The organism is Methylocystis iwaonis (genome assembly GCF_027925385.1).
GTDB lineage: Bacteria > Pseudomonadota > Alphaproteobacteria > Rhizobiales > Beijerinckiaceae > Methylocystis > Methylocystis iwaonis.
The window spans coordinates 2,057,390-2,078,308 of record NZ_AP027142.1; the positions used below are offsets into that span (position 1 = coordinate 2,057,390).

20 protein-coding genes are annotated in these 20,919 nt (G+C 64.0%); 14 read left to right on the plus strand and 6 right to left on the minus strand.

Annotated features, from left to right (window positions below; genetic code table 11):
* The first annotated feature begins 1 nt into the window (after position 1).
* Both QMG84_RS09970 and QMG84_RS09975 read left to right on the plus strand, forming a co-directional pair.
* Positions 2 to 742, plus strand: a complete 741-nt coding sequence (locus QMG84_RS09970; protein WP_281927613.1) for a DUF2865 domain-containing protein — start codon at positions 2 to 4, stop codon at positions 740 to 742.
* Positions 743 to 882: 140 nt separating this feature from the next.
* Positions 883 to 1,356: an NUDIX hydrolase gene (locus QMG84_RS09975; RefSeq protein WP_281927615.1), complete on the plus strand. Its 474-nt coding sequence runs from the start codon at positions 883 to 885 to the stop codon at positions 1,354 to 1,356.
* A 97-nt stretch (positions 1,357 to 1,453) separates the two neighbouring features.
* Here QMG84_RS09975 and metC read toward each other — a convergent pair whose 3' ends face one another.
* On the minus strand, positions 1,454 to 2,635 hold the full coding sequence (metC, locus tag QMG84_RS09980; protein ID WP_281931968.1) for a cystathionine beta-lyase: 1,182 nt from the start codon (positions 2,633 to 2,635) through the stop codon (positions 1,454 to 1,456).
* Between the two features lie 84 nt (positions 2,636 to 2,719).
* Between metC and QMG84_RS09985 the strand changes: the two genes are divergently transcribed.
* A complete protein-coding gene (locus QMG84_RS09985; protein ID WP_281927616.1) occupies positions 2,720 to 3,772 on the plus strand; it encodes a transporter substrate-binding domain-containing protein in 1,053 nt (350 codons plus the stop codon).
* Positions 3,753 to 4,712 (plus strand): DUF817 domain-containing protein, encoded by a 960-nt coding sequence (locus QMG84_RS09990; protein ID WP_281927618.1) that lies wholly within the window; start codon positions 3,753 to 3,755, stop codon positions 4,710 to 4,712. Before QMG84_RS09985 ends, QMG84_RS09990 begins: the two co-directional genes overlap by 20 nt.
* On the opposite strand, the gene QMG84_RS09995 is transcribed toward QMG84_RS09990, so the two are convergent.
* Entirely contained in the window at positions 4,704 to 5,231 is a 528-nt protein-coding gene (locus QMG84_RS09995) for a DUF2478 domain-containing protein (RefSeq protein ID WP_281927619.1), read from the minus strand. The two genes, QMG84_RS09990 and QMG84_RS09995, sit on opposite strands and share 9 nt — an antisense overlap.
* A gap of 219 nt (positions 5,232 to 5,450) precedes the next feature.
* Between QMG84_RS09995 and QMG84_RS10000 the strand changes: the two genes are divergently transcribed.
* Both QMG84_RS10000 and QMG84_RS10005 read left to right on the plus strand, forming a co-directional pair.
* Positions 5,451 to 6,161, plus strand: coding sequence for a VWA domain-containing protein (locus QMG84_RS10000; protein WP_281927621.1), 711 nt, complete (start codon positions 5,451 to 5,453; stop codon positions 6,159 to 6,161).
* A gap of 3 nt (positions 6,162 to 6,164) precedes the next feature.
* Positions 6,165 to 6,872 carry a DnaJ domain-containing protein gene (locus QMG84_RS10005; RefSeq protein ID WP_281927623.1) on the plus strand — a complete coding sequence of 236 codons (708 nt, stop codon included), beginning with the start codon at positions 6,165 to 6,167 and terminating at the stop codon, positions 6,870 to 6,872.
* A gap of 63 nt (positions 6,873 to 6,935) precedes the next feature.
* Here QMG84_RS10005 and QMG84_RS10010 read toward each other — a convergent pair whose 3' ends face one another.
* A complete protein-coding gene (locus QMG84_RS10010; RefSeq protein WP_281927625.1) occupies positions 6,936 to 8,675 on the minus strand; it encodes a serine hydrolase in 1,740 nt (579 codons plus the stop codon).
* Between the two features lie 266 nt (positions 8,676 to 8,941).
* Here QMG84_RS10010 and QMG84_RS10015 point away from each other — a divergent pair, with 266 nt between their 5' ends.
* From QMG84_RS10015 to QMG84_RS10045, 7 genes are all read left to right on the plus strand, one after another.
* On the plus strand, positions 8,942 to 9,283 hold the full coding sequence (locus tag QMG84_RS10015) for a phasin family protein (RefSeq protein WP_202072023.1): 342 nt from the start codon (positions 8,942 to 8,944) through the stop codon (positions 9,281 to 9,283).
* A gap of 397 nt (positions 9,284 to 9,680) precedes the next feature.
* The gene (gene dnaE / locus QMG84_RS10020; RefSeq protein WP_281927627.1) at positions 9,681 to 13,142 is read left to right on the plus strand and encodes a DNA polymerase III subunit alpha; all 3,462 of its coding nucleotides are present in this window, start codon (positions 9,681 to 9,683) and stop codon (positions 13,140 to 13,142) included.
* A 399-nt stretch (positions 13,143 to 13,541) separates the two neighbouring features.
* Positions 13,542 to 13,871 carry a hypothetical protein gene (locus QMG84_RS10025; protein ID WP_281927628.1) on the plus strand — a complete coding sequence of 110 codons (330 nt, stop codon included), beginning with the start codon at positions 13,542 to 13,544 and terminating at the stop codon, positions 13,869 to 13,871.
* A 22-nt stretch (positions 13,872 to 13,893) separates the two neighbouring features.
* Positions 13,894 to 14,868, plus strand: coding sequence for a lipoyl synthase (gene lipA, locus QMG84_RS10030; RefSeq protein WP_434085941.1), 975 nt, complete (start codon positions 13,894 to 13,896; stop codon positions 14,866 to 14,868).
* Positions 14,869 to 15,332: 464 nt separating this feature from the next.
* Positions 15,333 to 16,556 (plus strand): cation:proton antiporter, encoded by a 1,224-nt coding sequence (locus QMG84_RS10035; RefSeq protein ID WP_281927629.1) that lies wholly within the window; start codon positions 15,333 to 15,335, stop codon positions 16,554 to 16,556.
* Positions 16,557 to 16,558: 2 nt separating this feature from the next.
* Complete coding sequence (locus QMG84_RS10040) at positions 16,559 to 17,557, plus strand: sodium:calcium antiporter (RefSeq protein ID WP_281931972.1); 999 nt, start codon at positions 16,559 to 16,561, stop codon at positions 17,555 to 17,557.
* Positions 17,558 to 17,681: 124 nt separating this feature from the next.
* Complete coding sequence (locus QMG84_RS10045; RefSeq protein WP_281927630.1) at positions 17,682 to 18,764, plus strand: OpgC family protein; 1,083 nt, start codon at positions 17,682 to 17,684, stop codon at positions 18,762 to 18,764.
* A gap of 71 nt (positions 18,765 to 18,835) precedes the next feature.
* On the opposite strand, the gene QMG84_RS10050 is transcribed toward QMG84_RS10045, so the two are convergent.
* On the minus strand, positions 18,836 to 19,330 hold the full coding sequence (locus tag QMG84_RS10050) for a hypothetical protein (RefSeq protein WP_281927631.1): 495 nt from the start codon (positions 19,328 to 19,330) through the stop codon (positions 18,836 to 18,838).
* 110 nt (positions 19,331 to 19,440) lie between these two features.
* Between QMG84_RS10050 and QMG84_RS10055 the strand changes: the two genes are divergently transcribed.
* Entirely contained in the window at positions 19,441 to 19,911 is a 471-nt protein-coding gene (locus QMG84_RS10055; protein WP_281927632.1) for a type II toxin-antitoxin system RatA family toxin, read from the plus strand.
* 3 nt (positions 19,912 to 19,914) lie between these two features.
* Here QMG84_RS10055 and QMG84_RS10060 read toward each other — a convergent pair whose 3' ends face one another.
* Both QMG84_RS10060 and arfB read right to left on the minus strand, forming a co-directional pair.
* Positions 19,915 to 20,406, minus strand: coding sequence for a CinA family protein (locus tag QMG84_RS10060; protein WP_281927633.1), 492 nt, complete (start codon positions 20,404 to 20,406; stop codon positions 19,915 to 19,917).
* 3 nt (positions 20,407 to 20,409) lie between these two features.
* Complete coding sequence (arfB, locus tag QMG84_RS10065) at positions 20,410 to 20,832, minus strand: alternative ribosome rescue aminoacyl-tRNA hydrolase ArfB (protein WP_281927635.1); 423 nt, start codon at positions 20,830 to 20,832, stop codon at positions 20,410 to 20,412.
* Between the last annotated feature and the right edge of the window lie 87 nt (positions 20,833 to 20,919).

Sequence of the window (20,919 nt, forward strand, 5' to 3'; positions counted from 1 at the left end):
GATGCGGCTCCATCGACCAATTTTCGCTGTCTTCGCGGCGCTTCTCGCCACCGGGCTCTCCAGCCAGGCGGAGGCGGGGCTGCTGGATTTCCTTTTCGGCTCCGATCCCGAGCCCGTGCAGATGGCGCCGCAGCGCGCACCGGATTCCGCGCGGCGGCGCGCCAAGGTGCAGGGTGACTTGCGTTTCGGCCAACCGAAGGAAGGGAGCGGCTTCGCGTCGACAAACGCCGGCGGTTTTTGCGTGCGCACTTGCGACGGTTATTTTTTCCCGCTGATCAAATCGACCCGCGCGTCGCGCCAGCAATCCTGCGAGCTCGCCTGCCCGTCGGCTCAGGTGGAGATATATGACGGCGGTTCGATCGAGACGGCGCGCAATTCCAAGGGTCAGCGCTATTCGGCCCTGCCCGCCGCCTTCGCTTTCCGGGACAAGGCGAACAGCAGTTGCGTCTGCAACGATCCGAGCACCTCGCAAGCGTTTTTCGAAAAGACCGCCCGGGAAGATCCGACCTTGCAGAGCGGCGACATATTGGTGGAGGAGACCGGCGCCTTCGTCTATCGCAGCGATAAGTTCGTACCGCTACGCAACGCTTCTTTCATGTCCTCGGCCGTGCGCGATCGGCTGCGCGCCATGCTGCGGCGAACCGCCAGCATGAAAGCGGCCCCCGCCCAGGCCGAGACCAGTGGGCCGACCGGCGAGATCAGCTTCGGGAAGGACGACAGGACCGGCAGCACGACGCGGTAAATCAGCAAGACGGGCGTGTGTTCAATTCGCCGACGACAGCGTTTGTCCAAGACCGGAGAACAGGAAAACGGTATAGATCAGTCTTCGCCCTGGGCCAGCAGGGCCGGCCAGCCGCCTGCCCAACTAGAACGAAGCCCCGCATGAAGGCCCCAAAGAAATCATCCGCCGACAAGGCGAAGAAAAAGCCTCCCGGAGCGCCGCGCATGCAATATGGCGCGTTGCCTTGGCGTGTCGACGCGAAGAAGGGCGTCGAAATATTGCTTGCGACGTCGCGCGACACCAGGCGCTGGATCATCCCCAAGGGCTGGCCGATGAAGGGGCGTAAGCCGCATATCGTCGCCGCCATCGAGGCGCAGCAGGAGGCCGGCCTGCACGGCAAGATCGAGAAGACCAAGCTCGGCGAATACCACTATCCCAAGCGGCTCAAGTCGGGCTCCGCCGTCGAGTGCCTTGTCGAAGTGTTCCCGCTGCGAGTCGAATTGCAGCGCAAGAAATGGCCGGAAAAATCGGAGCGCGCGACCTATTGGTTTCCTTACGCCCTCGCGGCCGAGCAGGTGGATGAACCCGAGTTGCGAGAGATCATACTGGCATTCGGAAAGTCGATCGTTTTTTGACGACTGACGCTAACGTCATTGCGCGGAGCGAAGCAACGAAGCAATCCAGGACAGCCGCCGCGGCCCTGGATTGCTTCGCTTCGCTCGCAATGACGGGCTAGGAGGTCAACCGCGCGAAGCCCGCGTCGAGATCCTCCTTGAGATCGGCGACGTCCTCGAGTCCGATCGAAAAGCGCAGCGCGGGCCCTTCCGCTTGCCATTTGGTCGCCGTGCGGTAGGACGTGCAGTCGAAGGGCAGCACGAGGCTCTCAAAGCCGCCCCAGGAGTAGCCGATCCCGAAAAGCTCCAGCCCGTCGACGAAGGCTGCGACGGCCGCCTCGGACGCAGGTTTCAATATGATCGAGAAGACGCCCGAGGAGCCGGAAAAATCCCTTTTCCAGATGTCGTGGCCGGGATGGTCGGGCAAGGCGGGATGCAGCACCCGCGAGACCTCCGGCCGCGCCGCCAGCCAATTGGCGATGTCGAGCGCGGCGCGCTCCTGTTCGCGTAGACGCAGCGCCATGGTGCGCAGGCCGCGCAGCGCGAGCGCGGCGTCGTCGGGCCCGGAGCCGATCGCGAAGAGATTGAAGGTGTGGCGCAGCCGCTTGGCCCATTTTGCATTGGCCGAGACGAGGCCGAGCAGCAGGTCGGAGTGACCGGAGAGATATTTGGTGCCTGCTTCGATCGCGAGATCGCAGCCGCGGTCGTGCGGCGGAAAGTAAAGCGGCGTCGCCCAAGTATTATCGAGGATGACGCAGACGCCCTTTTCGTGCGCCGCGGCGGCGATCGCCGGCACGTCCTGGATGTCCATGCTCTGCGAGCCCGGCGATTCCAGCACGATCGCCGTCGTCTCGGGCCGGATCAGCGCCGCTATGTCCGCGCCGATTGCAGGATCATAATATTCCGTCGTCACGCCGAATCGCGCCAGGAAGCCGTCGCAAAAGAAGCGCGTCGGCGCATAGGCGGAATCGGTCACGAGAAGATGCGCGCCGGCCTTGGTGGCGGTGAGCAGCGCCAGAGCGATCGCGGCGAGCCCCGAGGGGACCAGAACCGTGTCCTCGGCGCCGGCGATCTCGCTCCAGGCCTTTTCCAAAGCGCGCGTCGTCGGCGTGCCCTTCGTGCCATAGGTGTAGGGCTGGCTCGGGGTGCCCAGCTCCGCGACAGTCGGAAAAAGCACGGTGGAGCCGCGATAGATCGGCGGATTGACGAAGCCGAAATGCTCGAAGGGTTCTCTACCGGCTTGCGTCACAACCGTGGCAATACGCTTTTTTTGCCGCTTTTCGTGTTTATCGCTCTTCATCATGGTCCTTGGCTCGCCGAGCGCCCGCTTGCGCCTGCCTGGGTCGAACGTAATATAGCGACCGTCCAAATCCGAGCCTCTTACATGATCGCACGACGCTTGTTTTTCGCCGTCGCCACAGCGATCGTGCTTGCCGGCTTTTTGCCCATTCTGTCGGGGCAGGGCGCTTGGGCGCAGACCGAGGCCGGGCCGACGCTCGCGGGCGTCGTTAAACGCGGCTATCTCGCCTGCGGCGTCGTCGAGTCGCCGGGGTTTGCGCAGCCCTCGGGCGAGAACGGCGAGTGGCGCGGCTTCGACGTCGACTTTTGCCGCGCCGTCGCCGCCGCCATTTTCGACGATCCCACGAAAGTCCGTTTCCTCGGCCTCAGCGCAAAGGAGCGCGTTCCGTCGCTGCAAGCCGGCTGGGTCGATCTGCTGGCCAGCGCCGCGCCTTGGACGCAAACCCGCGACGGCGGCCAGCGGGTGATTTACGCGGGCGTCTCGCTCCATGACGGCCAGTCTTTTCTCGTGCGCCGACAACGCAGTTTCGCCTCGGCGCAGGATCTCGCCGAGGTCGCCGTCTGCGTGCAGCAGGGCACGTCCTATGAATTGGAGCTCGCGGATTTCTTCCACAAACGCAAAACGTCTTATCAACCCAAGCTCTTCGCCACATTCGAGGAGGCTGCCGCAGGCTATGACAAGAGCGAGTGCGACGCGCTGACGGCGGACGCCGCGACGCTCTATGGGGCGCGAACGAAGCTGGCGGCGCCAGTGGAGCACGACGTCCTGCCGGATCTCCTCACCAAGGCGCCGCGTGGGCCGGTGGTGCGGCAGGGCGACGACCAATGGCTTTCCATCGTGCGATGGACGCTCTTCCTGATGATCGACGCGGAGGAGCAGCGGATTTCCAACGCGAATGTCGACGCCGCTCTGAAGTCTGAGGAGCCGCGCATCCGCCATCTCCTCGGCGTCGAAGGCGACCGCGGCGTCGGTCTCGCGCTGCCGGGCGACTGGCCTTATCGAATCATCAAGCATGTTGGCAATTACGCCGATGTGTTCGAGCGCAATCTCGGGCAGTCCTCGCCGCTCAATATGGAGCGTCGCTTGAACGCTTTGTGGAATAAGGGCGGGCTACTTTATGCGCCGGCAGTCAGGTGAACGTGGATTAAGGGAAAAAAGCGCGGCGGAGCTTTGGCCGCCGCTCGCGCGCTTTGTCGAAGAAGAGGCGCGCCTCGGGCGATGGGCCTCGCAAAAGCCGGCGCGACGTTTTGTCTATGAGTTCGTCCGCTTTGGAATCAAACAAGCGTGGGCCTGCCTCTTCGGCGGCCTGATGGTCGCTCTCGTATTGGCGACGCGCTTCTTCTATCCCGCCCATGCGGCCCTTGCGCGCTATGATTTCCTGTTCCTCGCCGCGCTTGGCGTACAAGCGGCGCTGATCCTTCTGCGTTTCGAATCGCTCGAGGAAGCCGGCGTAATCTTTCTCTTCCATATCGTCGGCACGGCGATGGAAATCTTCAAGACGGCGCATGGCTCATGGGTCTATCCGGAACCCGCCTTCTTTCGCATCGGCGGCGTGCCGCTATTTACCGGCTTCATGTACGCCTGCGTCGGCAGCTATATGATGCGCGCCTGGGCGCTCTTCGATTTTCGCTTCCACAAACATCCGCCGCTTTGGCAGGTGAGCGCGCTCGCCCTGGCGATCTACGTCAATTTCTTCGCGCATCACTATGTCGCGGACATGCGCCTTGTTCTGTTCGCCGCGAGCGCTGCGATCTTCTGGCGCACGACCATCTATTACCGCATCCACCACGGCTGGCGGACGATGCCGCTGCTGCTTGCGGCCTTCCTTGCGGCTTGCTTCATATGGCTTGCGGAAAACATCGCCACTTACAGCCATGTCTGGCTTTATCCGGATCAACTTGCGATCTGGAAGCCGGTCGGCGTCGGCAAGCTCGGATCGTGGTTTCTGCTCCAGATCGTCAGCTATGCGCTGGTGGCGATCGCTTGCCGCCCCCGGGAGCCGGATGACGCGCCCATCGCGGAATCGCAGGCGCGCCATGCTGACAGGCTGACCTTCCGCTCACGCGCCTCAGGCTGAAACCCGCGCGCGCGACCACCATTCGAGCAGCGCCTCGCGCGTCGGCGCGACATCTTCGGCGAGCGGCCCGGCGAAGCGGCGCCATTCATCGCGAAAATGCGGCGACACCGCCGCAATCACGGGAACATGCGCGGCCATGGCGGCGCGGAAGGCGTCGCAAAGCCCGCCGCGTTCGGCTTCCTGCTTGGAGAATTTGCTGACGACGATGAGACCAGCGCCCGCGCGCGCGGCATGCTCGACGGAGGCGCAGGCCATGGCGAGCCCGCTTGTGTCGAGATTGCAGGCGACGGAGCCCGGCCCAAGGTCCTGCGAGATCACAAATTCAGCGTCCGAAGCGATATCGCGCAGGAAAATCCGTGAACGGCCCGCCGAGTCGGCGCCGCGCATCTGCGTGACGCCCGCGACCCGCACGCCGCTCTCTGCAAGCTCGAGCGCGAAGCGGCGCATGAGCGCCTGAACATTCTCGCTGTCCTCAGCCGGCAAGGCGGCGATGGGCGTAGCAGCCGTTTCACGCTCCATAACGCCCTCCGCGCAGATGTCCTGGACCGCGAGCCTTCAGGCTCGCTTCCAAGGGGCGAGCCTGAAGGCTCGCGGTCCGATGATGCGCTTGCATATTGCCCCTCTCGCGCTTGCGTTCCGCGCCATCCGGCGTAGCTTCCAACTCTCGCTCGGGCCACTTGCTTTGTAGGCCGCTGGCACGATTTTATATATCGTTACGAACAAGCGACGTGAACAAAAGTGGGCGACGAACAAAACAAGGCGCCGGCGCCGCGCCCCGCACGTAATGGCGACATCGACGCTTTTCTCGAAAAGGCGCGCGGCGTCACGGAGCGGCGCGCGCGGGGGCGGCTGATTTTCGCCTTGGACGCCACAATGAGCCGCCAGCCGACATGGGATTTGGCGCAATCCATACAGGGCGAGATGTTTCGCACGACCGCCGCGCAGGGCGGGCTCGACGTCCAGCTTGTCTACTTCCGCGGGTTCAGGGAGTGCCGCGCCTCGCGCTTCGTCTCGCAGGGCGAGGGGCTCGGCGCTCTGATGTCGCAGATCTCCTGTCAGGCAGGCCACACGCAAATCGGTCGCGTGTTGAGCCACGCCCTCGACGAAACGCGATCCGAGCGCGTGGGCGCGCTCGTCTATATCGGCGACGCGATGGAGGAGAAGATCGATCATCTGGGCGGCGCGGCCGGCGAGATGGGCCTTCTCGGGCTCAAGGCCTTCATGTTCCAGGAGGGCCAGGACGCGAAAACGCGAACGGCTTTCCAGGAGATTGCGCGCCTCTCCGGGGGCGCCTACGCCGCCTTCGATCTTTCGGCGCCGCGCCGTCTCGCGGAACTGCTTGGCGCCGCCGCTGCTTATGCCGTTGGCGGATTGCCGGAACTGGAAAAACGCGCGGGCGAGGGCGAGGGAGCTGCGCGTCTGCTGCTGTCGCAGATGGGGTCACGATAAGCCATGCCGGTCTTGATGGGATTTTTCGCGCTCGCGCTCACGCTCTTCGCGCTCAAGGCCTATACGAAGGCGTCGCCGGCCATTCTGGCGCGTATGATCAGGCGTGGGGGCGGATTTCTGTTGATGGCGCTCGGCGGCCTGCTGCTGGCGCGCGGGCGGATCGACTTCGGCCTCGCCCTTGGCGCGGCCGGCCTGTGGATCATGGGGCGCTCGGAGCGCGCCGGATTGCGCAACGCCGGAGCAGGAGGGGCCGGAGTTTCCCGTGTTCGCTCGGCTATGATCGAGATGGAGCTCGACCATGCGACCGGCGCCATTCGCGGCATGATCCTCGCCGGCAGGAATGAGGGGAAGCGGCTCGACGCCCTGACCCGGCCGGCGCTTCTCGACCTCTACAATATGTGTCTGCGTGACGATCCCGACGGGGCGCGGCTACTTGAAGCGTATCTGGACCGCCGCTTTGCCGGATGGCGTGCGGCAAGCGATCCGAACCGCGACTCGGGGGGCGGCGAGACGCGCGCGCGCCGAGCGGGCACGATTACCGAGGATGAAGCCTACGAAATCCTCGGCCTGAAAAAGGGTGCGGCCGCCGCTGACATTGCGCGGGCTCATCGCGATCTGATGAAAAAGCTTCATCCAGATCTTGGCGGGACGACGGATCTGGCCGCCCGCGTGAATGAAGCTAAGGATGTCCTGATGCGGCGCCATCACTGAGGCGCGACGGGAGCCCTCGAGGCGGTCCCAGGTGGCGGACATGGCGGCGGGGTCTCTTCTTTTTTAGTTCTTGGTGGTGAAGCAGGCGAAGCCGGCGCGTTTCAGCGCCTTGCAGGCTGACTGAGCGCTATCTTCCTCGAGACCGGCGAAGCGGGCGCGGTAGAGGGTCTCGTTGCCCTTCTGCACCTTCTCCGTGAAGGACTTGGCGGTGGCGGGGAAGCCCTGAAGCTGGCTGCGGGCGCGCGAGAGCAGCTCATTGGCTTTCGCCGGGTCCTCGGCCGCGCCGATCTGGATCATCCAACCGGGCTTCGTCGGTCGCGCGGCGTCGACCTTCGCCACATTGGTGGTCGAGCGAATGGCGGCGGGCGTCGTCGTCGCGACGGTAATGCCTTTGGTCGGCCGGCCGGAGGTCGAGCCGTCGGCGATGGGGGAGGCGCTCTTCTTCTCGGAAGCCTTGCCGCGTCCCTTCTTCTCCGCGACGGCGGGCTCCTCGGCGACGCGTTTCTGCACGCCCGAGACAAAGGCCGGGCGCACTTGCGCGGCGGCGTCGACCTGCGGCGCGCGCTCGATCGGCTTCTCGATCTTTTCTTTCAGGACGGGCGCCGCGGCATGTCGCGGGATGGAGCCCACGGCCGTTTCGGAATCGATTGCCGGCTCTTCGGCGGCATAGGCGGTCCGTTCCGGCTGACGCTCGGCGACCGGCGCGGAGAAGGCGGGCGCGCGTTCGAGCGCGGCGACGGCGGTCGGGGCGGCGGCAACTTCTTCGGCGGCGTTGTCGTCTTCCGTTATGGCCGCGGCCGTGCGCGTCGAAGCGCCGCCGCCGATATATTGCTCGATGAGCTGCGCCATAATGCGGTCGCGTGCGCCCGCGCTGGTTCCGCCCATGACGACGGCGACGATATGATGGCTGTGCCGGCGGACCGAGGTCAGCAGATTGAAGCCGGAGGCGCGGGTATAGCCCGTCTTGATGCCGTCCATGCCCTCGACCCGGCCGAGGAGATGGTTGTGGTTGCGATGCAACGCGCCGTTATAGGCGAAGCTATGCGTCGAGAAGTACCGGTAATAGCGCGGGAAGCGGTCCTGGATCGCGCGGCCGAGGATCGCAAGGTCATAGGCCGTGGTGATCTGTCGCGGGTTCGGCAGGCCGGAGGCATTCTCGTAATGCGTGTTGCGCATGCCGAGCGCATGGGCCTTGCGCGTCATCATCTGCGCAAATCTGGCTTCGTCGCCGCCGATGTTCTCGGCGATGGCGCAAGCGATGTCATTGGCGGATTTGGTGACCACCGCCTTGATGGCGTTTTCGACGCTGATCGTCTCGCCTGGCTGCAGACCGAGCTTGGAGGGCGCCTGCGCGGCTGCGTGACCCGAGATCATGAGCGGCGAGTCGAGCCTCAGCTGGCCCTTCTCGAGCTGCTCGAACAGGAGATAGAGCGTCATCACCTTGGTGACGGAGGCCGGGTGACGCAGCTCGTGCTCGTTGCGGGCGTAGATAGTTTTCCCGCTGTTGCCGTCGACCACAATGGCGGCGAAGCCGTGATGCTCGCCGACCATCTCGCCGGCGCCTTCGCCCGCCGTCGAGGCGTAGAAGCGATGGCTGCGCGCATGGCGTGCATGACGGACGCCTCTGTGATGCGCGAAGGCATGATGGAAAACGTGCCGGCTATAGGAAGCGTGATGGCGATGGCCATGCCTGCGCGCTTCCGCCGGGATCGCCGTGATGGCGACGAACGCCATGACAACCGCGAAAATAGCAGCGAGGGAACGGGGTTGCGCCAGACGATCCAGCTGACTCGGTTTCGACATTTGCCACACGCCTCTTACGGAACTGGCGCTAGCGCGAGGCGACAACCGTGGATTGGCGTCGCATAAACGCTACAGTTATCAAGGGTAAGAGAACGCGGTTACCCGGGAGTTAAGCCAAAACAGGATTTTCTATGGCAATTTTGCAATGCAACATTTTAATTGACGCGTATTTGTGCAACGCATATAACTGTGCTGTCAGCAGGCGCGTGGGTCGCGCCGCCAGGGGGCGGCGCTGGGCGGGGCGCCATATTATGAGGACGAAGCCAATGGTGGCCAATTTCGAAAGCGTACAGCAGCTCGGAAAAGAGCACTTCGAAGCCGTCTCCGCCGCCGCGGCGGCTGTCACGAAGGGCTGGCAGAACATCGCCGCCGAGACGACGGACTATTCCAAGAAGTCTTTTGAGAAGAGCCGTTTGCTTGCCGAGAAGCTCGTCACGGTGAAGAAGATCGACGAAGCCTTCGCGCTGCAGTCGGACTATGCCAAGAGCGCCTATGAAGATTTCGTCGCCGAGGCGACCAAGCTCGGCGAGTTGTACACCGCCATCGCCAAGGAAGCCTTCAAGCCGATCGAAACGGCCACGAAGAATTTCACGACGGCGGCAGAGTAAGACGCCGTTTCGCGGCCCCCTTTCGTCCGGGGCGGAGTATCAGACGCCCGGCGGGGAGCTTCCCCGGCCGGGCGTTGGTCGTTTGGGGGGAAGCTGGACCGCGCGCCTTCAGGCGCGCGCCCAGTTTGTTGGCGAAGTGGCGGTGACGCCCCTCGTGCTTCGAGACGCCTGCTTCGCAGGCTCCTCAGCATGAGGAGCTTCTGCAATTTGGTCAAACACTTAGGCCTCATCCTGAGGAGCGAGCGTAGCTCGCATCTCGAAGGACGAGGCCGCCTCGGAGGTTTGTCAACAAACGGCGCGCGCCTTCAAAGCGCGCCTGAAGGCGCGCGGTCCAGGCCACTGTGGACGGTCGCAAACATTGGTTTCAGGGCGCCTTCGCAAGCGCTAGACTCCGGCCATGAGCGCCACTTCCGCCGGCTTCGTCCATCTCCATCTCCACACGGCCTTTTCGCTGCGCGAAGGCGCGCTCACGATCGGCAAGCTGATCGACTTCGCCGTGCGCGACGAGCAGCCGGCGCTCGCCGTCACCGACACCAACAACCTCTTCGCTGCCCTGGAATTCTCCGAAAAAGCGGCCAAAGCGGGGATTCAGCCGATTGCCGGCGTGCAACTGCGCGTCGATTTCGCCGACGCCAAGACGAGCGGCCCCTTGGGGCGGAACGAGGCGCTGGCCAATATCGTGCTCCTCGCCAAGACTGAAGCTGGCTATCTCAACCTCATGCGCGTCGCCTCGCGCGCCTATCTCGACACGGAGGAGGGGGACGAGCCGCATGTCTCGCTTGCGGCCCTCGCCGAGGACGCCGCCGAGCTGATCGCCCTGACCGGCGGGCCGGATGGGCCGCTCGACCGCATGTTCGCCGCCGGGCGGCCGGAATTCGCGCGCACGCGGCTCGAAACGCTGCAGGAGCTTTTCCAGGACAGGCTCTATCTCGAAATCCAGCGGCACAAGCTTCAATCCGAAGCGGAAGTCGAGCCGCAGCTTCTCGATCTCGCCTATCGCCGGGGCGTGCCGCTGGTCGCCACCAACGAGCCTTACTTTGCTTCGCGCGGTGATTTCGAGGCCCATGACGCGCTGCTCTGTATCGCCGAAGGCACGGTGACGAGCGTCGCCGAGCGGCGCCGCGTCACCCCCGAGCATTACTTCAAGACGCGCGCCGAAATGCTCGCGCTCTTCGCCGACCTGCCGGAGGCGACCGCCAATACGATCGAGATCGCCCGCCGGACGGCCTATAGGCCCAAGACCCGCAAGCCGATCATGCCGCGCTTCCTGCGCGACGCGCCTGGCGACCGGCCTCTCACCGAGGTCGAGGCCGAAGAGCTGCGACGCCAGGCGGTCGAAGGGCTGGAGGCGCGGCTTGCCGCCCACGGGCCGGCGCCGGGCCATGAGCGGGAGGAATATTTCAACCGCCTCGACTTCGAACTCGGCACAATCGAGAAGATGGGCTTTCCCGGCTACTTTCTGATCGTCTCCGACTTTATCAAATACGCCAAGTCGCAGGGCATTCCGGTCGGGCCGGGCCGCGGCTCGGGCGCGGGCTCGCTGGTCGCCTATGCGCTGACCATCACCGACCTCGATCCGCTCCGCTTCGGCCTCTTCTTCGAGCGCTTCCTGAACCCCGAGCGCGTCTCGATGCCCGACTTCGACATCGACTTCTGCCAGACTCGCCGAGGCGAGGTGATCGACTATGTCCGCGACCGCTACGGCGCGGACCGGGTGGCGCAGATCATCACCTTCGGTTCGTTCCTGGCGCGCGGCGTTCTGCGCAGCGTCGGCCGCGTGCTGGAAATGCCGTTGGGGCAGGTCGACAAGCTTGCCAAGCTCGTGCCGCAGAACCCGGCCAAGCCCGTGAGCCTCGCCGAGGCGCTCGCCGGGGAGCAGAAGCTGCGCGAGGCGGTCGACGAGGACGAGCGCGTGGCGCGACTCTTCAAGATCGCCAGCGCGCTCGAAGGGCTCTATTCCAACGCCTCGACCCACGCCGCCGGCGTCGTGATCGGCGATCGGCCGTTGCATGAGGTGGCGCCGCTCTACCGCGACCCGAAGTCCGACATGCCGGCGACCCAGTTCAATATGAAATGGGTCGAGCCAGCCGGCCTCATCAAATTCGACTTCCTCGGCCTCAAGACGCTGACCGTGCTCGCCATGGCGAGCCGGCTGGCGCGCCGCCGCGACCCCGATTTCGACCTCGCCAAAGTGCCGCTCGACGACACGGACACCTACGCCATGCTCGGCCGCGGCGAGACCGTGGGCGTGTTCCAGCTCGAAAGCGCGGGCATGCGCAAGGCCCTGGTCGAGATGCATGCGGACCGGTTCGAGGACATCATCGCCCTTGTCGCGCTCTACCGGCCGGGCCCGATGGCCAATATCCCGACCTATTGCGCCGTGAAGCTCGGCGACGAGGAGGCGAACTACTACCACCCCAAGATCGAGCCCATCCTGAAGGAGACCTTCGGCGTCATCATCTATCAGGAACAGGTCATGCAGATCGCCCAGGCGCTCTCCGGCTATACGCTCGGCGAAGCCGACATGCTGCGCCGCGCCATGGGCAAGAAGATCAAGGCCGAGATGGACGCCCAGCGCGAGCGCTTCGTGAAGGGCGCCGTCGAGCGGGAGCTGGCGCCGGAGCTCGCCAATATGATCTTCGACCTGCTGGCGAAATTTGCCGACTATGGCTTCAACAAGTCGCACGCAGCCGCTTACGCGCTGATCGCCTATCAGACGGCCTGGTTCAAGGCGCATTATCCGGCCGAGTTCCTCGCCGCCTCCATGACCTTCGATAAAAGCCAGACCGACAAGCTGGCTGAATTTCGCGACGAGGCGCGCCGGCTCGGGATTGCCGTGGAGCCGCCCTCGATCAAGCGCTCGGGCGTCGACTTCGACGTCGCGACCGCTCCCGACGGCAAGCAGGTGATCCGCTACGCGCTTTCCGCGATCAAAGGGGTGGGCGAGGGGCAGGCGGAGTCGATCGTGCGCTCGCGGGGCGAGCGGCCCTTCAAGAGCCTTTCCGACGTCGCCCGGCGGCTCAACCCGCGCGAGGTCAACAAAAAGGTGCTCGAGAATCTCGCCGCCTGCGGGACTTTCGACGAGCTGGAGCCGAACCGCGCGCGCGCTTTTGCGGCCATTGAAAGCGTGCTCGCGACCGCTAACCGCCACGCCGAGGATCGCAAGGCGGGTCAGAACGCGCTCTTCGGCGAGGCCGAGGCGGACGACCTCGTCCTGCCCAAGGTCCAGCCGTGGCCAGCGGGCGAGACGCTGCGGCGGGAGTATGAGGCCGCCGGCTTTTTCCTCTCCGGCCACCCACTCGACGCCTATGCCGGCCTCCTACCCAAATTGAGGGTAACAAACTGGGCGAAATTCTCGGCGGCGGTGAAGCGCGGCGCCGAAGCCGACCGCCTCGCGGCAGTGGTTTTGGACCGCGCCGAGCGGCGCACCAAGTCCGGCTCGAAGATGGGCATCGTCCAATTATCGGACCCGACTGGCCAGTATGAGGCCATTCTTTTCCAGGAGGCGCTCAACCAATATCGCGACGCGCTGGAGAAGGGCGCCGCCGTTTTGGTGCAGCTCACGGCGAGCGTCGATGGCGACGATGTGCGCGCCAGAATTGTCTCGGTCACGCCTCTCGCCGCCGCCGCGGCCCGCGCGCAGAAGGGTTTGCGGATCGTCGTCAGCGACCAAAGTCCGCTCGATAGGATTAAAGGCAGGCTCTCCGGCAGGGGCGAAGGCGAGGTGTCGCTGCTCGTCAAACGCGACGTTGCGCCCGAAGAGGTCGAAATTCGCCTGCCGGGCTCTTACCCCGTCAATGCCGACGTAGCGAGCGCGCTACGGGACATCCCTGGGGTTCTGGAGGTCGAGTATCTGTAGAGGATTAGTTCATGTTTTAGTGTAAGATGAGCATGCAACATATTGTTTTTAAATATCATAATGAATGATGTTGAAGTTGAAATGTAAGTCTCTTGATGCGCGTCGGGAGGTGGAGACGACCGCCCGTCATTGCGAGCGAAGCGAAGCAATCCAGGGCCGCCGTGGCTGCCCTGGATTACTTCGTCGCTTCGCTCCTCGCAATGACGAGACTAATGTCAAACAAGAGCACAAACGCTTTGGCCGCGCCCTCGCGAAAACGGCCTCTCCATAAATTTGCGAACTTTTTCCTAGCCAAATTTTTTCATCTTCAACTGGAACATTCACGTCCTTTCGACGTTGGTCTCTTGGCCGCAGGAGCGCCAGGCCACAGGGCTTGGCGGCGAGCCTTCGGGGTTGGCTATGTCGGCGATGTTCGACGAAGCGTTCAGCGCTTCCGCCCTTTTCCCTTGCGTTCAATTTGTCTCTTTCCTGGCGATCGGCGCCATGGTCGGCTGGCTGCTCGCGCGGCCCCGGGGACGAGCGGGCTGGTCCAGCTCGCTCTCGATGATTGGCGTCTGCGGGGCGTGGATGGGGGCGGAATTTGCCCACCTGTTCGGGCAGGCTGAACTTGGCGGCGCCAACGAGCTGACAGCCGCAGCCATCGGGGCTTTGTGGCTCGCGCATGCCTGGCGACGGCTGCATCCGCCGGAGTCTGGCGACGACATTGCTATTCACCAGTCCCATGCGTAGATAAGGGCGCAGGAGGCGCCCTGTGCCCACCATCGATTTGCTCAACGACGACCCTCGGCCCAACAGCGAGGCGCGGGAGCCGGCGGCTCTGCGCCACCCCGAAAAGGCCGCGCGGCCGGATCAGCCGGTCCTGAGGAAGCCGCCATGGATACGGGTGAAGGCGCCTGGGTCCGCCGCCTGGGGCGAGACGAGCGCGCTATTGAAGGGCTCCGGCCTCGCGACCGTCTGCCAGGAGGCCGCCTGTCCCAATATCGGCGAGTGCTGGGAGAAAAAGCACGCCACTTTCATGATCATGGGTGAGGTCTGCACCCGCGCCTGCGCCTTCTGCAACGTCGCGACCGGCTTGCCCGCGCCGCTCGACCCGAGCGAGCCGGGCAGGGTGGCGGAGGCGACCAAAGCCCTGGGGCTCTCCCATGTCGTCGTCACCTCGGTCGACCGTGACGATCTTCCCGACGGCGGCGCCGAGCACTTCGCCCGCACCATAGAAGCGATCCGCCAGGTCTGTCCGGGGACGACGATCGAGGTTCTGACGCCCGATTTTCTGCGCAAGGAGGCGGCGCTCGAGCGGGTCGTGGCGGCTGGCCCGGATGTGTTCAACCATAATCTCGAGACCGTGCCGTCGCTCTATGTCACGGTGCGGCCGGGCGCCCGCTACTTCCATTCCCTGCGTCTGCTCCAGCGCGCCAAGGAACTCGACCCGAAGCTGTTCACCAAATCCGGCCTGATGCTGGGCCTCGGCGAAACCCGCAACGAGGTGATGCAGGTCATGGACGACATGCGAAGCGCCAATGTCGACTTTTTGACGCTTGGCCAATATCTCCAGCCGACCCGCAAGCATCATCCCATCGATCGCTTCGTTACCCCGGAGGAGTTCGACGCCTATAAAGCGATCGCGCTCGCCAAGGGCTTCGCCTATGTCGCCGCCTCGCCGCTGACCCGCTCGTCCCATCATGCGGGGGAAGATTTCGAAAGGCTGCGTAGGGCGTCGTCTCGTTAGCGTTCCGCGGCCAAATCTGCAGTCCCGCCGCGCCCAGCCGCCTTCACTTTCTGAAGTTACCGTTTCCGTTTGAATAGAACGCATGGGGACGTGTCATTTCCCGGCGGGCTGAAAGCCCGACGGGGAATCCAGAGCCACAAGAGCGCTGGTTTTGCTCAGAGCCGTCATTGCGAGCGAAGCGAAGCAAACCAGGGCGGCGATGCGGCGCTGGATTGCTTCGTCGGCTCCGCCTCCTCGCAATGACGGCGGTCCGATCGCTCATTTTACGAGCGTCGGGAATGACCGCGAACCGATCAAGCCCATCTCGTGTGGTTGGAGCGCTCCACGAATGTCCGAAAACGCTGGACATTTCTCGGGAGACGGTGTGCCTATGATCGAGCTGCGCACACAACGATCCCGCCGCGCAAGCTCCCTGCCTTTCGCGTTATTCCCAGCAACGTAATTCATGTGAGAGAAGAGTTGAGATGGATGAGAGCATAGGACAGGTCGTCCTGCTTTTGGCCGTGGCGATGATCGTCGCGATCGGGGCGCGCCAAATCAAGCTGCCCTATACTGTCGGTTTGGTCGTCGTCGGGGCGGCGCTGACGCTCTCACACACAGATTTTGGGCCGCATCTCACCCACGACTTGATCTACGACCTGATTTTGCCGCCGCTTCTCTTCGAGGCGGCCCTCAGCATTCCATGGCGTGAACTGCGGCGCGACGGCCCGCCGATCCTGGCGCTTTCGACATTGGGAACGGCAGCCGCCGCCGCCGCCGTGGCGACCGGAATGACATCGCTGCTCGGGTGGCCACTCGCATCGGCGCTCGTCTATGGCTCCCTGATCGCCGCAACCGACCCCGTGGCGATCATCGCCATGTTCAAGGACAATAAAATTCATGGGCGGATGCGGCTGCTCGTCGAGGCGGAAAGCCTGATGAACGACGGGGCGGCGGCGGTCCTTTTTGCCGTGACGCTCGGCTGGGCGCTGGCGGGAGGCGGCGAGCAGCTTGGCCTGGAGACCCTCGGCACGCTCGCGCGCATCGTCCTTGGGGGGATCGGCGTCGGGGCGGCGTGCGGCGCCGCCGCCATCCTTCTGGCCGGAAGAGCATCCGAGCATCTTGTCGAAGCCGCGCTGACGACGATTGCCGCTTTCAGCTCCTTTCTGCTCGCCGAGCATCTGCACGTCTCCGGCGTGCTCGCGACCGTGACAGCGGGGCTGATGATGGGGAACCTCGGGCTTCTGAGCGCCGAGGATAAGAGCTATCTCACCCGGAAAGGCCGGGAGTTTGTCGTCTCCTTTTGGGAATATGCGGCCTTTGTCGCCAATTCGGTCGTGTTTCTGCTGATCGGGATCGACGTCGCCGGCGCGCCTTTCGAGTCCTATGGCCCTAAACTCATTGCCGGGGCCATTCTCATTGGGCTGATCGGCCGCGCCTTGACTGTTTACCCGATCAGCTCGGCGTTCCTGCGCTCCCGCTGGGCGGTGACGTTCCCCGAGCAGCATGTTCTTTGGTGGGGCGGTCTGCGGGGCGCCCTGGGGCTCGCCCTCGCGCTTTCGCTGCCGCCAACCCTGCCGATGCGCGACGAGATCATGGTGGCCACATTCGCCGTGGTTGGCTTTTCCATCGTGATCCAGGGGCTCACGATGCCCTTGCTGCTACGGCGGCTCGGGTTTCTGGAGGAAGCAAATGGGGGCCATCACTGATGATGGAAGTCTGGGGCAAGTTCGTCGTTTGCGTCTCCCTGATTGCCGTCGCCGGGCCCTCACTCAGCCGATATGGAGACGTCATCGCCCAAAAGACGGGCTTGTCGCGGGGATGGATCGGATTGTTGCTCCTGGCGACGGCGACCTCTCTTCCCGAGCTTTTCACGGGCGTGAGCGCCGTCACAGCCGCCGCAGCGCCGAACATTGCAGTTGGCGACGCCTTAGGAAGCTGCATTTTCAATTTGGTGATCCTGGTGTTGCTCGACGTCATGAGCCGCGAAAGTTCGGTTTTCACCCGAATGGATCAGGGCCACGTGCTCACGGCGGGCTTCGGGGTCATCCTGATCGGCTTTGCCGGAGCCTCAGTTCTGGTCGGATCGAGCGGTTTCGCGCCCGCGTTCTCTCACATCGGGATTTTCACGCCCGTGCTGATCGTCCTCTACCTTGTGGCGATGCGCGCCCTTTTCGATTATGAGGCCCGCCGCCCAGTCACCTGGGACACGCAGGACGCCAGGCCAGGCGTCGGGCTCGCCCGCGCCGTCCTGGGCTACCTCGCCGCCGCAGTGGTCGTGGCGGCGGCGGGTATCTGGTTGCCATTTGTCGGCATGGAGATTTCCGAGGCGATGGGATGGCGGGCGACCTTTGTCGGCACCCTGTTCATCGCGGCTGCAACATCCGCCCCCGAGATGATCGTCACGCTGGCCGCCGTGCGGATCGGCGCGCTGGATATGGGTATCGCCAATCTTCTGGGAAGCAATCTGTTCAATATGCTGATCCTGGCGATCGACGATGTCGCTTACCGTAGCGGCGCTCTTTTCGCCGCCGTGTCGCCGACGCACGCCGTGACCGCTTTTGCGGCCGTCATTATGTCCGGCATTGTCATCGTCGCCCTTCTTTACCGGCCATCAACCCGCTTTTTTGGGCTGATGGGCTGGACCAGCCTTGCTCTCTCCGCCTGCTATTTTCTCAGTTCCTACGTGATTTACCTCTACGGACATTAGAGCGCATTCCGCAAAAGTGGACAGGCTTTTGCGACGAGAAAGCGCTAGGCGCATTGCCCTGTCGAATCGGGATAATTATGATTTTCTGGCGGCAGGACGTCCCACAGGAAAACCGGCAATCGCAATGCGAGAGCGTATCGACGAGATAGATTTTTGGCGCGGCATTGCGCTCGTCACCATCTTCATCAACCACATTCCCGGCAACATCCTGGGAAATATCACACCCCGAAATTTCGGCTTTTCGGACTCTGCCGAGGCCTTCGTTTTTCTTTCCGGGGTCTCCGTCTCGCTGGCTTACGGAAATCGCTTCCAGTCCGCCGCGCTCTTCGGGGCCGCGTCCCTCGTCAAACGCGCTTTGCGCCTCTACGGGGTTCATCTGGTTCTGACGATCGCCGCCCTGGCGCTTTTTGGGCTCGCGAGCGCGATCACCGGCCAGGATTCGCTTCTCGCGGAGCACGGACGCGGGACGCCATTCGCCGACCCGTTGCGGGGCGTGCTCGGGATTCTCACGCTCACCCATCAGATCGGCTATTTCAACATCCTTCCCCTCTACGTTGTTTTATTGTTCGCAGCCCCGGCATTGTTTGTCTTGGGGCTGCAAAATCGTTGGAAGATGCTCGCCGTGTCCGCCGCTTCCTATGCATTCGCGCGCTGGAGCGGGATCAACGCGCCCTCGTGGCCGGACGAGGGCTTTTGGTATTTCAACCCTTTCGCATGGCAATTGATGTTCGCGCTCGGCATGTTCTGCGGTTTCGGCGGCATTCGGCGCAGATTCACGGCGGAGCCGGTGACTTATAGACTGGCGCATAGCTTCACGCTGGGGGCGGCGCTCATCGTATCCAACTGCTTCGGCTTCGTGCCGGGCCTGGTCGATGCGGCGGGGGAGTATCTCGATTGGGACAAGACCCAGTTGGGGACCGTCCGCATCCTCGATTTCATGGCCCTTGCCTATGTGATCTATTGTTCGGGCTTGACCCAAAGGCTCCGGTCCGTCTCCCTTTATCCTGCGACGTCCCTCATGGGGCGGCATGCTTTGCCTGTGTACTGCCTGGGTAGCGTGCTCAGCGCGGTCGGGCAAATCATCCGGGAGACATACACCGCGTCTCCCTTGTTCGACGTGGTCTTCGTCGCCGTGAGCCTGAAAGGGCTTCACGCCGTTGCGGCGCTTATCGATCGTCGAAAGGCGGCGCAGTTCGCCGTGGCCTAGCGCGCTTTCCGCTCGCATGGAATCATGCGAGCGATGAGATTCAAAAAGGTGGAACTTTTGCGGAATGCGCTCTAGGCGCCGAGCGCCGAAGCGATCTCGGACAGCGTCGCGCGCTCGCTGGCGCTGACTTGCTCGCCCCCGAAACCGAGAAATCCGCCCTCGGCGCTGGCTTCGGCGACAAGTCGCGCAATATGGCTGAGCCAGTTCTTGAACGGCCGCGCCTCCAACGGCGCCGTGGCGTCGAGGATTTTGGCCGTGCTGCGCAGCTCCTCCAGGGCGCGGATCTTGATGTCGTCGAGCGCGGCGCCCTGGATGATCTTCCTGACGCCCTCGCGGGCGGAGGTGCGGCCTTCCGGGGTAAAAAGATCGTCCACCACGGATTGGATCAATTCATCCGCGCCGCCGTCCGTCTTTGCGGCGGAGAGGGCCTCGGCGCTGGCCATGCCTTCCTTCAGCGCGCCGATGAAGCCGTTCGGGTCGGCGGCGCTGATGGCGAAACCGGCCAGGAGAGGCGCCTGAATGATCCTGTCCCACTGCTCGGCCGTGAAGCTGGATTTGTTCGCCATAGATTCCCCCCTGTGACAGGGAATAAGCTAGACCCTTTCCGTCGACCGTGCGAGAGGCGCTTGGTCGCGGCGTTCCAAACGGCGGGGAAATGGCTTAAAAGCCCAGCCTCATGAAAAGCTTTCGCACTCGCCGCCATGTGTCGCACAGCGCCGCCGATATGTTCGCGCTCGTCTGCGACGTCGACTCCTATCCGCAGTTCGTGCCGCTCTGCGAGGGGCTGAAGGTGCGCAAGCGCAGCGAGATCGCGCCCGGGGTCGTCGAGCTCGTCGCTGAAATGCAGGTCGGCTTCAAGGCTGTCTGCGAGCGCTACACGAGCCGGGTGACCTGCGATTCCAACAAGCTGGAGGTGAGGGTCACCTATATCGACGGCCCGTTCCGCAAGCTCGACAATCGCTGGTCCTTCCGCGACGAGACGCCCGGGCCCGACGGGCGCCCGCGCTCCACCGTGGAATTTTTCATCGCCTATGAGTTCAAGAGCATGGCGCTTGGGCTGCTGATGGGCGCGATGTTCGACAAGGCTTTCCAGAAATATGCCGACGCTTTCGTGAGCCGGGCGGATGCGGTTTACCGGCGCAAATAGCCGCTAATCGCCGAGCGCCGAAATCATGAGATCGAGCGCCTGATCGACCGCCGCCTGACGGATCTCGCGCCGGGGGAGGGGGCCGAAGCGCCGCTCTATGGCTACGACCTCGGCGCCGCGCTTGGCGCAGGCGAAGTGCACGAGGCCGACGGGCTTTTGAGGCGTGCCGCCGCCGGGCCCTGCGACGCCTGTAATGGCGACGGCGACGTCGGCGAGCGAGTGCTCGAGCGCGCCCTTCGCCATGGCTTGCGCCGTCTCGGCGCTGACGGCGCCATAGGCGTCGATGACGGCCGCGCAGACGCCGAGCATGTCGATCTTGGCGGCGTTGGAATAAGTGACAAAACCGCGATCAAAGACGTCCGATGCGCCGGGGATGTCGGTTAGCGCCGCCGAAACCAGCCCGCCCGTGCAGGACTCCGCGGTAGCGACGCGAAATCCGCGCTCTTTAGCTTTTACGATAAGCGTAATAGCTTTTACGTTAAACGTATCTTGCATCGCTCAGTCCTGCGCTGGTTTCGCCCGCATCGCCTTCACATCGCCGCGCAGCTTCTTGCCTTCGAGCCGCCGCATCTTCGAGCCGAGCGTCGGCTTGGTCTTGCGCCTTGGCGGCGGAGGCGGCGCGGCGGCCTCGCGAATGAGGTCGATCAGCCGCTCCAGCGCGTCGGCGCGGTTGCGCTCCTGCGTGCGATGGCGTTGCGCCTCGATGATGATTTCGCCCTCTTTGGTGAGCCTGGAGCCGGCGAGCCGCGCCAGCCGCAGTTTTACGCCTTCCGGAAGGTTCGGCGACCGCCAAATGTCGAAGCGAAGCCGCACGGCGCTCTCCACCTTCTGGACATTTTGGCCCCCAGGGCCGGACGCGCGCAGAAACTCCAGTGAAATCTCGGAGTCGTCCAGCGAAATGTAAGGGGTGACGCGGATCATCTGCGCGGCCTCGACACGCCGGGCTCGTTCCGGCCTCTCTTAACGCGACGGCGTTCGGCAATTGTCAAGGCGCACGGCGACGGAGGG